This is a genomic window from Variovorax sp. GW823-FHT02B07 (assembly GCF_058797695.1).
The window spans coordinates 551355-566457 of record NZ_JBXAJX010000002.1 but is presented as its reverse complement, the minus strand read 5'-3'; the positions used below and the strand labels follow the sequence as shown (position 1 = coordinate 566457).

The window sequence follows — 15103 nt, the reverse complement described above, 5'->3', positions numbered from 1 at the left end:
GCTTCAGGGCTCGGCGTGCGCCGCCGTCTCGGCGGGCTTAGGCTTGCGGCCGACGCACAGCGTCATCAGCGGCCCGGTCATCGCGGTGGTGGCCAGCGCCATCACCAGCAGCATCGTGAAGAGCTCGGGGCCGATCAGGCCGACGTCCAGGCCGATCTTGATGACGATGAGCTCCATCAGCCCGCGCGCGTTCATGAGCGAGCCGGTGGCCAGGCTGTCGCGCCAGCTGTAGCCGGCGATGCGCGCGCCGGCTGCACCGCCGGCGATCTTGCCCACGGTGGCCACGCCCACGATCACCAGCATCGCGCCCAGGCTCGCGCCCGAGAACGCGTTGGCCGTGGTGCCCAGCCCCGCGAGCGCGAAGAACAGCGGCATCAGCACCACGATGGAGATCGGCTCGATGCGCTCGCTCAGCGAGCGCAGCAGGCGGTCGTCGCGCGGCAGGCAGGCGCCGAACAGGAAGGCGCCGAACACCGCGTGCAGGTGCAGCCACTCGGTCAGCAGCGCCGTGACCAGCAGGCCGATCATGAGCGCGGCCATCAGCGTGGTCGACGGCTCGCCGTCGGGCGCCTTCACGCGCAGCAGCCACGCAAAGGCCGGCTTCAGCCCGAGGAACAGCACCGTGAGCATCACCACCACGCCGACCGTGATCTTGATCAGGCCCGCATAGCCGTCGCTGGTGCCCACCAGCGCGACCACGAAGGCCAGCAGGATCCACGCGAACACGTCGACCACCGCCGCCGCGCTCAGCGAGAGCTGGCCGAAGGGCGTGCGCGTCATGCCGCGGTCTTTCAGGATGCGCGCCATCACCGGGAAGGCCGTGATCGACAGCGCCGCCGCCATGAACAGCGCGAAGGGCCAGAAGCCCACGCCGGCCGGCGCGAGCGTGGGGTGCAGCGCCGGCGAGATCGCCAGGCCCAGCACCAGCGGCACCAGCACGCTGAGCACGCCCACCGCGCCGGCCGCCTGCAGCTGCGCGCGCATGTTGCGCGTGGCCCGCAGCTCCAGGCCCACCACGAACATGAACAGCACCAGCCCCACCGTCGCCAGCGACGACAGCCCCTGCAGCGACTCCTTGGCGAACAGCTGCGCGTGCAGCGACGGGAACAGCAGGCCCATGACCGCCGGCCCGAGCATCAGCCCCGCCGCCATCTCCCCCACCACGCTCGGCTGCCCCACATGGCGCAGCACCCAGCCGCACAGGCGTGCGGTGGTGAGGATGACGACGAGTTGCAGCAGGAGGGTGGTGACGGACATGGGCGGAAAACCGTGAGAGCGAAAGAACTCGCTCGATGTTAGTGAGTTCCACGCGCTGGGGATGCCGGCAACCGGCCACCTTGCGCTAACCTGCGCCGCGGCCCGTGCCGATTGCCCCTTTCATCACATCTCACGCTTCCGGGAGAAACATGCAAACCTTTGTAGAACTCATCATCAGCTGGGGCCCCATGCTGCTGCTCATCGGCGTCTGGATTTTCTTCATGCGCCGCAGCGGCGGCCTGAAACAAGGCCAGTACATCGAAGAAGTGCGCCACTATCTGTCGGATCACATCGTCGAAACGCGGCGCATGAACGCCAACCTCGAACGCATCGCCGCCGCGCTCGAGGCCCGCCAGGCCCCGCCCGACACGTCCTCAAGAAACGGGACGTAGCGCGCTCACTTTTCGGTCCGCATCAACCGCAACCCGTTCGCCACCACCAACAGGCTCGCCCCCATGTCGGCGAACACCGCCATCCACATGGTCGCGCTGCCGAACACCGCGAGCACGAAGAACACGCCCTTGATGCCGAGCGCGAGGGTGATGTTCTGCCACAGCACGGCATGCGAGCGGCGCGACAGGCGGATGGTCTCGGGGATGCGGCGCAGGTCGTCGTTCATGATGACCACGTCGGCCGCTTCCATCGCGGTGTCGGTGCCGGCGCCGCCCATGGCGAAGCCGATGTCGGCCCTGGCCAGTGCCGGGGCGTCGTTGATGCCGTCGCCGGTCATCGCGACGGCGCCGTAGCGTTGCTGCAGGGCCTGGATGGCGCCCAGCTTTTCTTCGGGCAGCAGGTTGCCGCGCACGTCCTCGATGCCGGCGTGCGCGCCGATGGTCTTCGCGGTGGCGGTGTTGTCGCCGGTGAGCATGACGGGCGTCACGCCCAGCGCGCGCAGTTCGGCCACGGCGGCCTGCGACGAAGGCTTGATGGTGTCGGCCACTGCGAACAGCGCCAGCACCGACTTTTCAGATGCCAGCAGCGTCACCGTGCGACCGGCCTCCTCGTGCCGCTTGAGTTCGGCTTCGAGTTCCGGCGAGCACAGGCCGCGCTCCTCGATCAACCGGTGGTTGCCCAGCACGTAGGTCTGGCCCGCGTGCGTGGCCTGCACGCCGCGTCCGGGCAGCGCGGTGAAGTCGCCGACTTCTTCGACCGACCCACCCAGGCCCTGGGCGATGGCCTTCGACACCGGGTGGTCGGAACGGCCGGCGATGTTGGCGGCCAATGCGTACACCGCGCCTTCATCCCTGCCCGCCTTGTCGATCAGCACCGACTCGACCAGCTTGGGCTTGCCTTCGGTGATGGTGCCGGTCTTGTCGAGCGCCACGGCCTTGAGCTTGCGCGCCTCTTCGAGGTAGGTGCCGCCCTTGATGAGGATGCCGCGCCGCGCGGCCGAGGCCAGCGCGCTCACGACCGTCACGGGCGTGGAGATGACCAGCGCGCACGGGCAGGCGATGACCAGCAGCACCAGCGCCTTGTAGACCGCCTGCACCCAGGTCCAGCCCAGCAGCCACGGCGTGAGCACCGCGATGGCCAGCGCCAGCACGAAGACGGTGGGCGTGTAGATGGCGGCGAACCGGTCGACGAAACGCTGCGTGGGCGCGCGCGAACCCTGCGCTTCTTCCACCGCGTGGATGATGCGCGCGAGCGTGGTGTTGGCCGCCACGGCCGTCACGCGGAACACCAGCGCGCCGGTCTGGTTGATGGTGCCGGCAAACACCGCATCGCCCACGGCCTTGTCGACCGGGATGCTCTCGCCCGTGACCGGCGCCTGGTCGATGGCGCTGGTGCCTTCGAGCACCACGCCGTCCAGCGGCACGCGCTCGCCGGGGCGGATGCGGGCCACGGCACCGAGCGCCACCGCGTCGGCGCGCACGGTCTGCCAGCTGCCGTCGGGCTGCCGCACCTCGGCCTGTTCGGGCGCGAGCGCGAGCAGGCTCTGGATGGCGTTGCGCGCGCGGTCGACGGCGCGGGCTTCGATGAGCTCGGCGATGGCGTACAGCGCCATCACCATCGCGGCCTCGGGCCACTGGCCGATGATGAAGGCGCCCGTGACGGCGACGGCCATCAGCGCATTGATGTTGAGGCGCCCGCGCACCAGCGCGGCAAAGCCCTTCTTGTAGGTGTCCAGGCCGGCCAGCGCGATGGCCGCGAGCGCGAGCCCCATCTCGGCGGCCATGAAGCCCACGCCGTCGAGCGCCAGGAAGGACACGGTCTCGGCCGCGATGGCCAGCACCAGCGCGGCCACGAGGCGCGCCAGGCCGGTCGACATGCCGGCGAAGCGCGCGGGCTCGGCCTTCTGCCCCGTCGACGACGCCACCGGCTCGGGCTTGAAGCCGGCCTGGCGGATGGCGTCGAGCGCGGCGGGCAGCGCACCGTCTTCGGTGGTGAGGGCCAGCGTGCGTTCGCTCAGGCGAAAGCGCAGGGCCTTCACGCCCGCAACGGGCTCGAGGGCGCGGCGGACCTCGGACTCTTCGACCGCGCAGTCCATGGTGGGAATGCGAAACAGCACGGCGCCCTTCGGCAGGTCGCCCGGCTCGGCCGACGCCGGCGCACTGCCGCACACGGGGCTGCCACAGCAGGCCGTTGCCGGCGCGGCGGGGGCGTGATCGTGTGCATGGTCATGCGCGTGGTCATGTCCGTGGCTGTGCCCGTGGTCATGGTCGTGGTCATGCGGCGCTGCACGCGGCACCGGCTGATTCAGGGTGTTCTGATTCGTCATGCCTTCATTGGAAACCCTGAAGCAGGTGTAGAGTCAACCGTTGATTGCCACTTCCTTGAGATGCCGCATCATGAAAATCGGTGACTTGGCCAAGGCCACGAACACGCCGGTCGAAACCATCCGGTACTACGAACGCGAACAGCTGCTGCCCGCGCCCGCGCGCACCGACGGCAACTACCGCATCTACGACGACGAGCACACCCAGCGCCTGGGCTTCATCCGCCGCTGCCGCTCGCTGGACATGACGCTCGACGAGATCCGCAGCCTGCTGAAATTCCGCGATGCGCCGCAGGACGACTGCGGCGAGGTGAACCAGCTGCTGGACGACCACATCGGCCACGTGGCCTCGCGCATCGCCGAGCTGAAGACGCTCGAAAAGCAGCTGAAGGCCTTGCGCCTGCAGTGCGGCGGCCCCGAATCGGCGAGCGCCTGCGGCATCCTGCAGGAGCTGGACACGGCCGCTCTCGCCCCCGAGACCTTCGGCCAGCACGCGGGGCACGTGCACGGCACGCTGCACGCGCCGGGCAAGCGGGCCGGCTGAGGCGCCGGTCGATCGCCTCTTACTTGCCGATCAGCTGCGTCAGCTTGTCGGCCTCGAACGACTCGCCACGCGCCGCGTCGCCCGGCACGCAGTCCTTGGTGCCCGGCTGCGCCGACAGCTTCTCGATGGCCTGCCACAACAGCGCGATCTGGTGCTCCTGGCTCGAGGCGTTGTCGATCAGGCCGCGCATGGCCTGGCTCAGCGGGTCGTCGTCCTGCGTGATGCCGTAGGCCGAGAACTTCTGCGGCGCGGCCACGTCGGCGCTCTCGCCTTCTTTCGACGGGATGATGCGCGCCGGAATGCCCACCGCGGTCGCACCGGCCGGCACCGGCTTGATGACCACCGCGTTGGAGCCGATCTTGGCGCCGTCGCCCACGACGAAGCCGCCCAGCACCTTGGCGCCCGCGCTCACCACCACGTTCTTTCCCAGCGTCGGGTGGCGCTTGGTGCCCTTGTAGAGCGAGGTGCCGCCCAGCGTCACGCCCTGGTAGATGGTGCAGCCGTCGCCGATCTCGGCGGTTTCGCCCACCACCACGCCCATGGCGTGATCGAAGAACACGCGCTCGCCGATCTTGGCGGCCGGGTGGATCTCGATGCCCGTGAACGCGCGCGCGCAGTGCGCGATGAAGCGGGCCGGCCACTTGAAACCGTGGGTCCAACAGGCGTGCGCCCAGCGGTGCAGCACCACGGCATGGAAGCCGGGGTAGACCGTGATCACTTCCCAGGCGCTGCGGGCGGCCGGGTCGCGTTCGAGGATGCACCGGATGTCGGCGCGCAGTCGAGAGAACATCGCTGCCTTTGTTGTCGTTATATCGATAGGGGCCGGGCAGTCTAAAGCCGGGCGTCTTCGCTTACGCGCGATGGGGTTTTGTGACGATTCAGCTGCCGCGCGGCGGCCGGGTCGCGTCGCTCATGGCCTTGGCAATGCCGCGCAGGATGTGGATCTCTTCCGGCGTGGGCTGCGCGCGGTTGAACAGCTGCTGCAGCCGCGGCATGAGCTTCTTGGGCGCCGCCGGGTCGAGAAAGCCGATCTCCACCAGCGAGCGCTCCCAGTGGTCGAGCATGCCGGCCACGGCCTGCGCGTCGGCTGCCTGCACCGGGGCGATGGCCTCGCGCACGCCGTAGCCGCCCAGCGCCAGGCGCCATTCGTAGGCCACCACCTGGATCGCCGCGCCCAGGTTGAGCGAGCCGAACTTCGGGTCGGTCGGGATGCTCAGGGCCACGTTGCAGCGGTAGACGTCCTCGTTGCGCATGCCGAAGCGCTCGGAGCCGAACAGGAAGGCCACGTGCTGGTCGCCCTGCGTGGCCAGCGGTTCCAGGTGCTCGCGCGGCGTGCGCGTGGGCGGGCCGAAGTCGCGCGGGATCATGGCCGTCGCGCACAGGTGGGTCACGCCGTCGAGGGCTTCATCAAGCGTTTCGACGATGCGGGCGTTGTTCAGCACGTCCAGGGCGCCGCTGGCGCGCTGGATGGTTTCCTCGCGCCGCAGCACGTTGGCCCAGCGCGGCGCAACCAGCACCAGGTCGTCGAAACCCATGGTCTTCATGGCGCGGGCGGCGGCGCCCACATTGCCGGCGTGGCTGGTCTGGATGAGGATGAAACGGGTGCGCATGACGGGTGGGGAAGACACAAACGGGCTGAGCCGGTAAAATGCCCGATTCTCGCCGCCCGCATCGCCGGACCGCAGGGTCGCCCAGATTGCATTCTTGGGGACCTCTCCCACCCGTTCTTCTCACAATCCAGAATGTCGTCCCCCAACCTGCATCCCATGCTCAATGTGGCCGTCAAGGCCGCACGCGCCGCCGGCGCCATCATCAATCGCGCCGCCCTCGACGTCGAGGCCGTGCGCATCTCCCAGAAGCAGGTCAACGACTTCGTCACCGAAGTCGATCACGCCAGCGAGAAGGTCATCATCGAGACCTTGCTGGGCGCGTACCCGGGGCACGGCATCCTGGCCGAAGAATCGGGCACCGAATACGGTGCCAAAGACTCCGAATTCGTCTGGATCATCGATCCGCTCGACGGCACCACCAACTTCATCCATGGCTTCCCGGTCTACTGCGTGTCGATCGCGCTGTCGGTGCGTGGCAAGATCGAGCAGGCGGTCGTCTTCGACCCGTCGCGCAACGACCTGTTCACGGCCACCAAGGGCCGCGGCGCCTACATGAACGAGCGCCGCATCCGCGTGTCCAAGCGCGTGAAGCTCAGCGAGTGCCTCATTTCCACCGGCTTCCCGTTCCGCACCGGCGACAACTTCAAGCAGTACCTGGCCATCATGGCCGACATGATGCCCCGCATGGCTGGCCTGCGCCGCCCTGGCGCCGCCGCGCTCGACCTGGCCTACGTGGCCGCCGGCTTCACCGACGGCTTCTTCGAAACCGGCCTGAACCCCTGGGACGTGGCCGCCGGCTCGCTGCTGGTGACCGAGGCCGGCGGCCTCATCGGCAACTTCACGGGTGAGCCCGAGTTCCTCGACCAGCGCGAATGCCTGGCCGGCGCCCCGCGCGTGTACGGCCAGCTGGTGCCGCTGCTCGCCAAGTACTCCAAGTTCGCCAACGTGGACGACAAGCTGCGCGCCAGCGACCGCGTGCGCGCCGTGTCGGCCTCGACCAAGTCGAGCCCCGCCGACGCCTCGGTCGACCTGTACGCCCGCAGCACCGTGACCGAAGCCACGGCCGCCCCGCTCGACGGCAGCGCCGAGACCCCGGCCGCCGCAGCCCCCGCCGCGCCGACCGCCCCGCGCAAGCTCACCCGCATCAAGCGCGAGGCGCCCGCCGAGGGCGACGCCTCCGCCAAGTGATGACGGGGCCGGGCGCCGCCTCGCGGGTTCGCGCGGCGTTGCGCATTGCGTTGAGCCACTACGTCGCGAGCGGGCTCACCGTCGCGCTCGGCCTGCTCGTGATTTCGGGCGGGGTGCACCTGTGGCTGGGCACCCTGGCCGCCTCGGCCGCCGCCACCGGCGTGATCGTGACGGCGCCGCCCGACCTGCCCGGCCCGCGCCGCGGCAAGTTTTTGCAGATGCTGCCGGCGCCGCTCATCGGCCTGCCGCTGTTCTTCGCGGTGCAGATGCTGCACGGCGCACCGATCCGCCTCGGGCTGCTGCTGGTGCCCGCCACCTTCATGGCCTTCGTGGCCATGGCCTGGGGCAAGCGCGGCATTCCCATCGCGATCGCGGTGATGTTCTCGATGGTCTTCTCCATGGCCACGCCCGCGCCCGCCGGGCTGTCGGACGCCATCGCGCGCACCACCGAGTTCGGTCTGGGCGCCGGCCTGTACGTGGTGTGGGCCACGCTGGCCAACCTGCTGCTCAACGGGCGCTTTCGCACCCAGTCGATCGCCGACGTGCTGTTTTCGCTGGCCGCGCTCATGCGCACCGAGGCCAGCCAGTTCACGCCGCAGGACGAAACCCGCGACATCCGCGACACCCCCGCCTCGTTGCTCGGCCAACTGCTGCGTGAGCAGGCCGCGCTGGCCGACCAGCTGCAGGCCACGCGCGACATCGTGCTCGAATCGCCGCGCACGCCGCGCCGCCAGCGCCTGGCCGGCATGCTCGTCATCGTGCTCGAGATGCGCGACCAGCTGCTTGCCAGCGAGCTCGACCTCGACGCCCTGCGCGCCCATCCGTCGCACGCGCAGGCGCTGGTCGAGATGCGCCGCATCCTCGAAGAGCTGGCCGACGAAACGACCGGCCTGGCCGATGCGCTGCTCATGCGCCGCCACCCCGCCGCCGTGGCCGACCGCCGGCCGCGCCTGGCCGCGATCCACGTGACGGCGGACGACGAAGACACGCACGGTCAGATGGGCCCCTCGGCCGCCATGCTCGCGCGCGGGCTGGCCAGCCGCATCGGCCACATCAACGACGAGGTGCTGCGCCTGGCGGCCATGGCGCGCGGCGACGCCGAGCCCAACCTGGCCGTGGTGCGCGCCAACTGGCAGCTCTTCGTGAGCCCGACCGACTGGTCGCTGCGCCCCTTCCTCGCGTTGTGGCGCTGGGACGCGCCGCCGCTGCGCCACGCCATTCGCGCCGCGCTGGCCATCGCGGCCGGCTACGGCATCGCGGTGTCGATGCCCTGGGGATCGCACGACTACTGGATCTTGCTGACCATCGTGGTGGTGCTGCGCGGCAGCCTCTCGCAGACGCTGGAGCGGCGCAACAGCCGCGTTGCCGGCACGCTGCTGGGCTGCGTGCTCGCGGTGGGCCTGCTGTCGGCGCACCCGTCGCCGCTGATGCTGCTGGTGACCGTGACCATCGCGCAGGCCATTGCCCACAGCTTCGCGGTGCGGCGCTACCTCGTCACCGCCGTGGCCGCCACCGTGCTGGGCCTGCTGCAGGCCCACATGCTGAACACCGGCACCGCGCCCATCTTTGCGCTGTTCGAGCGCATCGCCGACACGCTCATCGGCGCCGCGCTGGCCTGGGGCTTCTGCTACGTGCTGCCCTCGTGGGAGCGCACGCAGATTCCCGCGCTGGTGGCGCGCGTGCTCACCGCGCAGGCACGCCATGCGCGGCTCGCGCTCGGCCTGGGCCAGTTGCAGGCCATCCAGAGCAGCCCCGAGCTCGAATGGCGGCTCGCGCGCCGCGAGGCCTACGACAGCCTCTCGGCGCTCGTGCAGGCCACGCAGCGTTCGCTCTCCGAACCGCGCGCCGTGCAGCCGCCGCTCGAACCGCTCGAACATCTGCAGGCCCACAGCTACCAGCTGCTCGCACAGCTCAGCGCCGTGAAGTCGATGCTCGTGCTGCGGCGCGACCGCCTCACGCCGGGCGACATCGAAGGCCCGCTCGTGCGCACAGCGCAACGCATCGAGGCCGCCCTGGGAACCATTCCGATCGCAGGGCCCTCTCACCCCGAGAGCACGGGGGCCACCACCGTCGGCGGCCCCATTCCACTGCCTGACCCGTTCGACAACGACATCAGCCCCTGGCTGGTGCGCCGGCTCGACCTGGCCACGGCGCTCGCCACGCAGCTGCGCGACGACGCAGCGCGCATTCTTCAACCACTGAACGACAACACCCCAGAAGCAAAGACCACTCCCGCCTGATGACCCAAGAGCTCCTCGCACACCCCTGGTTCGGCACCTGGATTGCCGCCCTGATCGCCGCGCCCCTCGCCCTTCTCGCCCACCGCATCGGGGGCATGGTCCTCAGGCGGATCACCCGCCCGGCGCCCGCCGTGCATGCGATGGTGCTCAACTGCACCGCCCCCGCGCGGCTGGTGCTGCCGCTGGCGGCGCTCATGATGGTGTGGCAGGCGGCGCCGGACGACCTGCGCTTCATCGGCAGCGTGCGGCATCTCACGGGGCTGCTGCTCATCGCGGCCAGCACCTGGTTCGTGCTCAAGGCCATCAGCGGTTTTGCCGACGGCGTGCTCGCGCAGCACCCTTCGGACATCTCCGACAACCTGCAGGCACGCCGCGTGCTCACGCAGACCCGTGTGCTCGCGCGCACCGCCATGTCGGTCGTCGTCGTGGCCGGCGGCGCCATGATGCTCATGACCTTCCCGGGCGCGCGCCAGGTCGGCGCCAGCCTGCTGGCCTCGGCCGGCGTGATCGGCATCGTGGCGGGCCTGGCGGCCAAGCCCGTCTTCAGCAACCTCATCGCCGGCCTGCAGATCGCGCTGTCGCAACCGATCCGCATCGACGACGTGCTCGTGGTCGAGGGGGAATGGGGCCGGGTCGAGGAAATCACCGGCACCTTCGTGGTCGTGCGCATCTGGGACGACCGGCGCCTGATCCTGCCGCTCACCTACTTCATCGAGAAGCCGTTCCAGAACTGGACCCGCCACTCGGCCGAACTGCTCGGCTCGGTTTTCTTCTACCTGGACTACGGCACACCGCTGGCACCGCTGCGCGCCGAGGTCGAGCGCCTCGTGAAGGCCGCGCCCGAGTGGGACGGCCGCTTCTTCAACCTGCGCGTGACCGACGCCACCGAGCGCACCATGCAGGTCCGCGTGCTCTGCACCGCAGCGACCTCCGGCCTCGCCTTCGATCTGCGCTGCCACGTGCGCGAAGGCGTCATCGACTTCATGCAGCGCGAGTACCCGCAGTTCCTGCCGAAGATGCGCTTCGAGGGCAACGATCCGGCGATGGGGCAGCCGGCGGTGATGCAGGGCGCGACGGCGGGCTGAAGCTCCCGCCGCCGCCTTCTTTCTTCTCCCCTACCGCGCAGGCGACGCCGCCGGCAACACCATCGGCGCGCCCAGCCGCGAGGCGCGCTCCCAGCCCGGTTGCGACTGCGCGCGCTCCAGCTCGGCCACCACCTCCGCGCGCGTGCGCGGTTGCGTGGCCTTCACGGGGATCGGGGCGCCCCAGCGCAGCACGCCGGCCCATTCGGGGCTTTGCTGCGCGGCGCGCAGTTCGGCCACCACCTGGGCGTCGGTCTTGCCCGGGCCGGCGTTTTCGGGGTGCTCCTTGATGCCGGCTTCGGTCGCCGCGAAATGCGCCGGCCCTTCGACGTGCTGCTGGCTGGTTTGTGCGCCGGCCACCAGCGGGAGCGCTGCGGCGGCCATCGCCGCCAGCGCAAAGGCCATCTTCCTGTTCGTCATGTGTCATCTCCTTCGTTGAACGCCGAAGAGGACCACCCGCTTCGGCGATGGCGGTTTTGCTTCGCCATGCCGACACGCTAGGAATTCGGACCGTCGCCGCGCGAACGGTTCAATTACAAAAACGACAGGATGAAGACCAATTCATCCATTCTCTGCAAGGGGCAAGCGGAGCTTTCCAATTCGTAACCCGGCTGCACGGAAAACGTAATTGAAAAAGGCGGTTTTGGTCTTTTCCTGTCGCAATCGATCGATATGATTTGCCCAGACGCATGAACCATGCGGAAGGCAGAAGAAATCAATTGAAGGTATTTCCGCATGCCGAACCGGAGCTCCAACGCGGTGCGTGGGAGCGATGAATTTCATATTCAATTCAAGGGCAACAATGAAAAGAGAATTCCTCACGGCCGCCGCACTGTTCGGGGTCGGGTTCGCCAATGCACAGTCTTCCGTCACGCTGTTCGGCGTGGTGGACACGGGCATCAGCAATTACTCCTCCAAATCGCAGGACATGAACGGCACCACGCTGTTCAACCCGTTCTACGTGAACCAGGGCACGCGCACCGCGAGCCAGACTGCGCTGAGCTCGGGCGGCTATTCGACGAGCCGGCTGGGTTTTCGCGGCACCGAGGACCTGGGCGGCGGGCTCGCGGCCAGCTTCTGGCTCGAGGCGCCGATCAGTCCCGACGACGGCAAGACCGGCATCACCACCTTCCAGCGCCGTTCCACGGTCAGCCTGTCGGGCGGTTTCGGTGAACTGCGCCTGGGCCGCGACTACGTGCCGACGGCCTGGAACGACATCGTGTTCGACCCCTTCGGCATCGTCGGCGTGGGCCGCAGCCTGATCTTCACCGCCGCCAACACGAACGCCGGCGGCGGCTCGGGCGGGTTCGGGGGCGACCTCAATTACAACCGCGCCAGCAATTCGATCGGCTATTTCCTGCCGAAGAATCTCGGCGGCTTTTATGGCCAATTCATGTACGCGCTGCATGAAAACACCAAATACGACCCCGGCACGGCGACGCCGCCCGGCGTCAATGCGGCGGGCGTACTCAATTCGGGCAATTCGGCTGCATCGCGCGCAGGCCGCTACCTGGGCGGACGTGTCGGTTATGCCAATGGCCCGTTCGACGTGGCCGTGTCGTATGGCAGCAGCACGGCGGCCGACAATTTCTATGCGGGCACCACCGACAACGTCAAGACCTTCAATCTCGGCAGCTCCTACGATTTCGGCGTGGTCAAGCTGTTCGGCGAATTGTCACGAATCAAGAAAACGCGCGATTACGCGGTCACGCCGCTGGTCGGCGGCGTGCCGGACGTCGACCTCACGGGCTACCTGATCGGCGTGACCGCGCCGGTCGGCCCGGGCCTGATCCGCGCCTCGTACTCGCAGGTCAAGTACGACCTCAACACCGTCGACCTGCCGTTCACGCCGTCGGTCGCCGACCCCAAGGCCAACAAGCTGGCCATCGGCTACATCCACAACCTGTCCAAGCGCACCGCCCTGTACGCCACTGTCGCGCGCATCAGCAACAAGAACGGCGCGGCGCTCACGGTCGGCGGCCCTGCCTTCGTGAACACCGGGGTGTTCGTGCCCAAGACCTCGACGGGCTACGACGTCGGGCTGCGCCACTCGTTCTGATCAGGGAAGACTGTCACGCGCAAAGAAGCAAGCAAGTGGGTGAATGACCGCGGGCGGCCCTGCGCCCGCGGATGTTCCGTTTCTCCAGGAGCCCGTCAGGCGGGTCCATTCGGTCCGCCTTTGTGCGGACCATTTTTTTGGGGCGAGAGAAGCGCGCCTCAGTCAGGCACAGTGCCCGCCGGCGCCGCCACCGCGCGCGCCGCGATCGGCACCGACATCACGATCGAGGTGCGCGTCTCGCCCAGGTGGTTGATGCTGCTCACGAAGGCTTCGAGGTGCTCGATGTCGCGCGCGACCACCTTCAGCACGTACGAGTCCTGCCCCGTGACGTGAAAACACTCGAGCACTTCGCGCCGGCTGCCGAGCAGCTTCAGCAGCCGGGCCTTATCGGGTTGTGCGGTGGTGATGCCGACGAGCGCCGTCACGGTATAGCCCGCCTTGCGCGGCGGCACCACCGCGCGGTAGCCCTCGATGACGCCGGCCTCTTCGAGGCGCTTCACGCGCTCGGAGGTGGACGGCACCGACAGCGCCACCTGCCGCGCCAGCGCCGTGAGCGAGGTGCGCGCGTCCTGCTGCAGCGCGTCGAGGATCTGCCAGTTCTTGGCGTCGATTTCCATGGATTTCAGGCCCGATTGAGAATTTCGCTTCCGATTTCAGGCAAGGCATGCCGCGCGCCTGAATTTCGCCATTCTCGTCATGCAGGCCTCGCCGAACAATCGACGGCATGGACTTCCCTCTCTTTCTCAAGGCCCTCGTCATCGGGCTCTCGATCGCCGCGCCGGTGGGCCCCATCGGCCTGTTGTGCATCCAGCGCACGCTCGCGCACGGCCGCACCATCGGCTTCCTCAGCGGCCTGGGCGCCGCGCTGGCCGATGCCTGCTACGGCGCCATCGGCGCCTTCGGCGTGTCGGCCGTGGTGTCGACGATGGTCGCGGCGCGCGTGCCGCTGGCGCTCGGCGGCGCGGCCTTTCTCGCGTGGATGGGCGTGCAGCTGCTGCGCGCGCCGGCGGCCACGCAGGCCCGCGCCGCGGAAGACGCGTCCACGCCGGTGAAGGCGTTGCTGTCGGTGTTCGTGCTCACGCTGGCCAACCCGATGACGATCCTGTCGTTCGTCGCGGTGTTCGCTTCGCTCGGCAGCGGCCACGTGGGCAGCGGCAGCGGTGCGGCGCTCACGATGGTGCTGGGCGTTTTCCTCGGCTCGGCGCTGTGGTGGCTGGGGCTGTCGAGCATCGTGTCGATGGTGCGGCACAAGCTCGGCGCGCGCGTGCTGCAGGGCATCAACAAGCTGTCGGGCGCGCTGCTGCTGGGCTTTGCGGTGTTTCAGCTGTCGACGCTGCTGTCGCGCTGACGAATCAACTGACCGACTTACGGCGCGCAGGCTTCCGCGCACCCAGCGCGCTCGCCAGCGCCTTCGTCGCCCAGTCGCGCAAGGCGTGCGGGTCTTCGAGCGCGTCGACCGGCGCTTCGTAGTAGCTCGCGACCTTCACGGTCGAGGCGCTGGTCGCGTACGAGAACGGCACCGCGCCCAGGCGCTCGAAGTCCGGCCGGGTGGCGTCGTCCACGCGCAGGTACAGCGTGCCCTTCATCACGAAAGCGAACTGCACGCCGGCCTGCACGAGGCCGAAGCCGCCGAAGAAGCGCTTGACCTCGATGGGGCCCATCGCGCCGAGCGACTCGGCCAGCTCGAGCGCTCGCCCGTGCGAACGCTCGGCACCGCCGGCGGCGGCCGCCCCTTTCGCGCGGCTCAAGCCACCGCCTTGCGCCGCGCGTCGGTCACCGGCGCGCCACCGTGCACTTCGAGCAGGCGCAGCAGCGCCTCGGAGCTGTGGGCCTTGGCCCAGTCGCGTTCGGAATCGTTGATGCCGACGAGGTGCAGGAAGTCAAAGCGGCCCGAATCGAGCTGCGCCGTCGCGGGGTAGTGCTTCGGCTCCATCAGCACCACATGGCGCAGGACCACGGTGCCCTTCTCGCGGATCGCTTCGCCGACGGGAATGCGGTCGCCGTAGTCGAAGGGCTGTTTGTCTTCGCCGAAGTGCGAGTGCGCGAGCAGCACGTTGTAGGCGAGCAGGCGACGCAGGAGCTTGATGGCCCACTGGTCCTGCGGCTGCGACGGCACTTCGATGACCAGCTCGGACCCGATCCACGAATAGTCCTCGGGGTCGTAGTCGGCCGGCTCCGTTTCCCAGGGCGTGGAGCCGCCCGAGGTCACGTACAGCCAGGTGTTGCGCACGGGCGTGGGCGCGAACTCGAACACGCCCAGGTGCAGCCAGCGCGGATCGACGTCTTCGGCGCCCAGCGCCTTGAAGTCATCGAAGTCCAGCACGTAGATGCCGGTGCGCTCGGGGCCGAACAGGCGCGGGTAGAGCGTCTCCTCGCGGTAGGCCCACACGTCTTCCATGGAACTCAT

At 68.9% G+C, this 15103-nt stretch carries 15 protein-coding genes; 7 read left to right on the top strand and 8 right to left on the bottom strand.

Translation table 11 applies throughout. From position 1 onward, the window contains the following. Positions 1-3: 3 nt before the first annotated feature. Complete coding sequence (locus tag AC1RGU_RS13855; protein ID WP_492696583.1) at positions 4-1257, bottom strand: cation:proton antiporter; 1254 nt, start codon at positions 1255-1257, stop codon at positions 4-6. A 149-nt stretch (positions 1258-1406) separates the two neighbouring features. Between AC1RGU_RS13855 and AC1RGU_RS13850 the strand changes: the two genes are divergently transcribed. Beyond that, the gene (locus AC1RGU_RS13850; RefSeq protein ID WP_159270994.1) at positions 1407-1649 is read left to right on the top strand and encodes a hypothetical protein; all 243 of its coding nucleotides are present in this window, start codon (positions 1407-1409) and stop codon (positions 1647-1649) included. Between the two features lie 5 nt (positions 1650-1654). Here the strand turns inward: AC1RGU_RS13850 and AC1RGU_RS13845 are convergent, their stop codons facing one another. After that, positions 1655-3976, bottom strand: a complete 2322-nt coding sequence (locus tag AC1RGU_RS13845) for a heavy metal translocating P-type ATPase (RefSeq protein WP_492696582.1) — start codon at positions 3974-3976, stop codon at positions 1655-1657. A gap of 70 nt (positions 3977-4046) precedes the next feature. Between AC1RGU_RS13845 and cadR the strand changes: the two genes are divergently transcribed. Beyond that, positions 4047-4517: a Cd(II)/Pb(II)-responsive transcriptional regulator gene (gene cadR / locus AC1RGU_RS13840; protein WP_070063161.1), complete on the top strand. Its 471-nt coding sequence runs from the start codon at positions 4047-4049 to the stop codon at positions 4515-4517. Positions 4518-4536: 19 nt separating this feature from the next. Here cadR and cysE read toward each other — a convergent pair whose 3' ends face one another. Beyond that, a complete protein-coding gene (gene cysE, locus AC1RGU_RS13835) occupies positions 4537-5328 on the bottom strand; it encodes a serine O-acetyltransferase (protein ID WP_223301446.1) in 792 nt (263 codons plus the stop codon). Between the two features lie 67 nt (positions 5329-5395). After that, entirely contained in the window at positions 5396-6127 is a 732-nt protein-coding gene (locus AC1RGU_RS13830; protein WP_492696581.1) for an RNA methyltransferase, read from the bottom strand. Positions 6128-6259: 132 nt separating this feature from the next. Here AC1RGU_RS13830 and AC1RGU_RS13825 point away from each other — a divergent pair, with 132 nt between their 5' ends. Genes AC1RGU_RS13825 through AC1RGU_RS13815 form a run of 3 tightly spaced genes read left to right on the top strand, consistent with a single transcriptional unit; the run spans position 6260 to position 10640 of the window. Continuing rightward, on the top strand, positions 6260-7315 hold the full coding sequence (locus tag AC1RGU_RS13825) for an inositol monophosphatase family protein (RefSeq protein ID WP_492696580.1): 1056 nt from the start codon (positions 6260-6262) through the stop codon (positions 7313-7315). Continuing rightward, a complete protein-coding gene (locus tag AC1RGU_RS13820; protein ID WP_095746115.1) occupies positions 7315-9555 on the top strand; it encodes an FUSC family protein in 2241 nt (746 codons plus the stop codon). The genes AC1RGU_RS13825 and AC1RGU_RS13820 overlap by 1 nt, the downstream gene beginning before the upstream one ends. Further along, a complete protein-coding gene (locus AC1RGU_RS13815) occupies positions 9555-10640 on the top strand; it encodes a mechanosensitive ion channel family protein (RefSeq protein ID WP_095746116.1) in 1086 nt (361 codons plus the stop codon). Before AC1RGU_RS13820 ends, AC1RGU_RS13815 begins: the two co-directional genes overlap by 1 nt. A 30-nt stretch (positions 10641-10670) precedes the next feature. Here the strand turns inward: AC1RGU_RS13815 and AC1RGU_RS13810 are convergent, their stop codons facing one another. Further along, complete coding sequence (locus tag AC1RGU_RS13810) at positions 10671-11057, bottom strand: DUF4148 domain-containing protein (RefSeq protein WP_492696579.1); 387 nt, start codon at positions 11055-11057, stop codon at positions 10671-10673. A gap of 382 nt (positions 11058-11439) precedes the next feature. Between AC1RGU_RS13810 and AC1RGU_RS13805 the strand changes: the two genes are divergently transcribed. Then, positions 11440-12696 carry a porin gene (locus tag AC1RGU_RS13805; protein WP_492696578.1) on the top strand — a complete coding sequence of 419 codons (1257 nt, stop codon included), beginning with the start codon at positions 11440-11442 and terminating at the stop codon, positions 12694-12696. Positions 12697-12854: 158 nt separating this feature from the next. Here the strand turns inward: AC1RGU_RS13805 and AC1RGU_RS13800 are convergent, their stop codons facing one another. Then, positions 12855-13313, bottom strand: coding sequence for an Lrp/AsnC family transcriptional regulator (locus tag AC1RGU_RS13800; RefSeq protein WP_070063168.1), 459 nt, complete (start codon positions 13311-13313; stop codon positions 12855-12857). 107 nt (positions 13314-13420) lie between these two features. Here AC1RGU_RS13800 and AC1RGU_RS13795 point away from each other — a divergent pair, with 107 nt between their 5' ends. Next, positions 13421-14044, top strand: coding sequence for a LysE/ArgO family amino acid transporter (locus AC1RGU_RS13795; RefSeq protein ID WP_492696577.1), 624 nt, complete (start codon positions 13421-13423; stop codon positions 14042-14044). 4 nt (positions 14045-14048) lie between these two features. Here AC1RGU_RS13795 and AC1RGU_RS13790 read toward each other — a convergent pair whose 3' ends face one another. Then, positions 14049-14357, bottom strand: coding sequence for a TfoX/Sxy family protein (locus AC1RGU_RS13790; RefSeq protein WP_492697086.1), 309 nt, complete (start codon positions 14355-14357; stop codon positions 14049-14051). Between the two features lie 83 nt (positions 14358-14440). Next, positions 14441-15103 (bottom strand): suppressor of fused domain protein, encoded by a 663-nt coding sequence (locus AC1RGU_RS13785; protein ID WP_492696576.1) that lies wholly within the window; start codon positions 15101-15103, stop codon positions 14441-14443.